General features: G+C 65.3%; 3 protein-coding genes. 2 read left to right on the top strand and 1 reads right to left on the bottom strand.

The genetic code is table 11. The features are described from left to right. Positions 1–539 (bottom strand): LuxR family transcriptional regulator (locus ACE3N9_RS10695; RefSeq protein WP_374283675.1); only part of this gene is annotated, 539 nt, incomplete at its 3' end. A gap of 172 nt (positions 540–711) precedes the next feature. Between ACE3N9_RS10695 and ACE3N9_RS10690 the strand changes: the two genes are divergently transcribed. Further along, positions 712–3162: a TonB-dependent receptor gene (locus ACE3N9_RS10690; protein ID WP_374283673.1), complete on the top strand. Its 2451-nt coding sequence runs from the start codon at positions 712–714 to the stop codon at positions 3160–3162. A 20-nt stretch (positions 3163–3182) separates the two neighbouring features. Then, complete coding sequence (locus ACE3N9_RS10685; RefSeq protein ID WP_374283671.1) at positions 3183–3623, top strand: oxygenase MpaB family protein; 441 nt, start codon at positions 3183–3185, stop codon at positions 3621–3623. Position 3624: the final 1 nt, after the last annotated feature.

The raw sequence follows: 3624 nt of genomic DNA, 5'->3' as shown, positions 1-3624 counted from the left end.
CCCTCCCCTGCGCGCCGGGTCGGGGTGGCGCGCCGGGTGGGGTGGGGCGGCCGCCCGCGCGCCTCGTTGTGGGTGGCGACCAGCCGGGTGGCGAGCGCCTGCATGTGTTCGGCCTGTTCGGCAAAGACGCGCGCCACCCCGATCGCCTCGCTCGAACACCACACCAGCGCGCCGACCAGTCCGCGCGGCTGGTGGACCGGCGTGATGATCGCGTCGCCCAGCATGGGGTGGGCCAGCAAGCCGCGGCAGTCGATTCCGCCCAGCAGGCCGGTGTCGCGCCAGGTCTCCAGCCGCCCTTGCGTATAATAGAACGGTTCGGCCATCAGCCGTGCGGCGGTCAGCAGCGGGGCGTGCAGCGCCAGCGAACGGTCCAGCCAATAGCGGTGGCCGGGATCGATCCAGCGAAAGGTGGTTTCGGCATAGGGGCGCCCGGCCTCGTCCGCCATCGGCTGGGGGTCGCCCAGATCGGCCTGGGCGGCGATGAACGGCAGGCCGATCGCTTCACCCAGCGCATGGACGGCGCTGACCAGCGCGGGCAACTGGGCCCAGCAACGTGCGCGATGATCGTCCAGTTTTCGATCCCTTCCCGGCCAACCTGCCACAGGTGACAGGTTGCCGCTACGCCACGAATTGCGTCCATTCAACTTAAGCTTTGGCTGGGGCGTCGCTGCGCGTGCGCCTTGTGCCGGGTATAACAAGGGAGGTTGGATAATGAAGGCAATTCGCATGGCATTGCTGCTGGGCACCGGAAGCAGTCTGTTCCTGGCGCTGCCGGCCAGCGCGGCAGAGGCAGCCGACGCACCCGAGGCGCAGGCCTCCGAAGGCGAAATCATCGTCACCGCGCAGCGCCGCGCGGAATCGCTCAACGATGTTGGCATGGCGGTGCAGGCGGTCAGCGGGGAAACGCTGGAAAACCTGCGCGTGACCGACGTGCGCGACCTGACTGCGGTGGCCCCCAGCTTCACCGTATCGCAAAGCTACCAGGGCGTGCCGACCTATACCCTGCGCGGGATCGGGTTCAACACGATCAACCTTTCGGCAACCTCGACCGTCGGCACTTATGTCGATGAAGTGGCCTATGCCTACCCGATCATGAACACTGGGCCGGTGATGGACCTGGAACGCGTCGAAGTGCTGAAGGGGCCGCAGGGCACGCTCTATGGGCGCAACACCACCGCCGGCCTGATCAACTTCATCACCGCCAAGCCGACCAACCAGTTCGAAGGGTCGGTCTCGGCCGATGTCGGCAACTACAAGACCTGGAATCTGGGCGGCCACCTGTCTGGCCCGCTGGGCGAAGGCATCGCGGCGCGCATCGCGGTGCGCAGCGAACAGTCGGACAAGGGCTGGCAGGTCAGCAATTCGCGCGGCGACCGGCTGGGCAAGGTCGACAAGCTGGGCGTGCGCGGCGCGCTCTCGCTCGACCCGGCCGAAGGCACGCATTTCGACGTTTCGGCGTTCTGGTGGCGCAACCGTTCGGATACGGTGGCCGGGCAGGGCATCGGCTTTACCCCGGCGACCGACCCGGTGTCCGGCACCAGCCTGTCGCGCCTGTTCAACGCGCCGGGGCTGGCCAACTACATCGCCGGCAATTTCCCGACCAAGGCCAGCCAGGCTGACTGGGCGGGTGAAGCGGCCCGCTCGGCCGACATCGGCACGGGCCTGGGGATGAAGGGGCCGCTGGCCGAAAACAACCGGTTCTGGGGCCTGAAGCTGCGCTGGGACCAGGAACTGGGCGATGCCGCCAAGCTGGTGTCGCTGACCAGCTACAACGATTTCAAGCGCGATGCCCTGTCCGACTGGAGCGGCGCCCCGTTTGAAGTGCTGCTGCAGAAGACTGACGGGCGGATCAAGAGCTTCGCCCAGGAAGTTCACGTCGAAGGCGAAGCCGGCAAGGTCAACTGGCTGGTCGGCGGCTACTATGCCAACGACCGGATCATCGACGCCAACCGCACCATGCTGGGGCAGAACGCCAACGTCGGCCTGATCCGCTATTTCGGTTCGACCCTGCTGGCCACGCCGTTCAATTCGAGCGGCTACACCCCCACGCAGATGGCGCAGTCGTTCCGTTCGTACGAAGACTATGGCCGCATCCGCACCCGCACGTGGAGCCTGTTCGGCAATGCCGACGCGCAGCTGACCGACCAGCTCAAGCTGACGGCCGGGGTCCGCTACACCGAGGATCGCCAGCGCTACAACGGCTGCTCGCGCGATACCAACGGCAACATGCTGCCCAACGTCAACGTGGTGAACCGCGCGCTCTACTTCCAGACCTATGGCGTGTTCGCGGCGCCGATCGTGCAGGGCCAGTGCAACACCTTCAACCCGGCCACCGGCACTTTCGGCGAAGTCCAGTCGGTGCTGGATGAAAACAACGTCGCCTGGCGCTTCGCGCTCGACTGGACGCCGAATGACGACACGCTGGTCTATGCCTCGGTCTCGCGCGGGTACAAGTCGGGCACCACGCCGATCAACGCGGCGAACCTCGCCCGCCAGAACGCGCCGGTGACCCAGGAAAAGCTGACCGCCTATGAAGTGGGCTTGAAGGCCAGCCTGGCCGACCGCAAGGTCCAGGCGAACCTCTCGGGGTTCTATTATGACTACCGCGACAAGCAGATCAGCACCTACTTTGCCGATCCGATCTACACCGCGCTGTCGCGGCTCGACAACGTGCCGAAGTCGGAAGCTTACGGGGTTGAAGGCGAACTGGTGCTGCGCCCGGTCAAGGGCGTGACGCTGACCGGCAACGCGCTGTGGCTGAAGACCCGGATCAACAGCTACAACGGCACCAATGCCGCCGGCCAGCCGCAGAACTTCGATGGCTCGGAATTCATCTACAGCCCGAGGTTCCAGGCCGGCATGACTCTGGTCTACGACACCCCGGTGACGGACAACCTGGATCTGACCGGCGCGTTCAGCCTGCGCTATCAGAGCAAGTCGAACACGATCTTCGAGAACCTCGCGCTCTACAAGATCCCGGCCTATGCAGTGGCCAATGCCAGCCTGGGTGTGCGCAGCGCCAGCGGCTGGTCCGCGTCGATCTGGGCGAAGAACCTGTTCGACAAGTACTACTGGTCGGCCGTGGCCAGCAACGCCAACGTCGTGGTGCGGTTCCCGAACCCGCCGCGCACCTATGGCGTGACGCTCGGCTTCGACTTCTAGGACCGGAACAGGGGGCAGCAATGCAGGATAGCTACCAGGGCCAGACGATCGATTTCGCCAGTCCCGCGGGCGAACCGGCCTTGCTTGCCCCCGATTCCCTTCAGTGGCGGATCTACAAGAACCAGATCGCGCTGGGGATCGGCGGGATTGCGGCGGTGCTGCTGGAATTCGCCGATCCGCGCATCCGCAGCGGGGTGTGGGATCATTCGACCTACAAGGCCGATCCGATCGGGCGTTCGCGCCGCACCGGCACGGTCGCCCTGCTGGCCTGCTATGGCCCGGCCAGCCAGGCGCGCGCGGTGATCGGCATGGTCAACCGCATGCACGGCAAGGTGAAGGCGATTGTATACCTTGCAAACACGGTGAAGCACTGCTATAAGACTCTCATACGGAGTCAAAGCAATGTCTGTCCTGTCCAAGCCCTACTTTCACGACGAAGAAGCCGCCTTCACTTACCTTGAG

The sequence above is a fragment of the Novosphingobium sp. genome (genome assembly GCF_041905565.1).
Taxonomy (GTDB): domain Bacteria; phylum Pseudomonadota; class Alphaproteobacteria; order Sphingomonadales; family Sphingomonadaceae; genus Novosphingobium.
This window is presented reverse-complemented; position numbering and strand designations above follow the sequence as displayed.

Excerpts from the sequence above, each read along its gene's own strand:
- ACE3N9_RS10690 (WP_374283673.1), top strand. The coding sequence starts at position 712 with ATGAAGGCAATTCGCATGGCATTGCTGCTGGGCACCGGAAGCAGTCTG.
- ACE3N9_RS10685 (WP_374283671.1), top strand. The coding sequence starts at position 3,183 with ATGCAGGATAGCTACCAGGGCCAGACGATCGATTTCGCCAGTCCCGCG.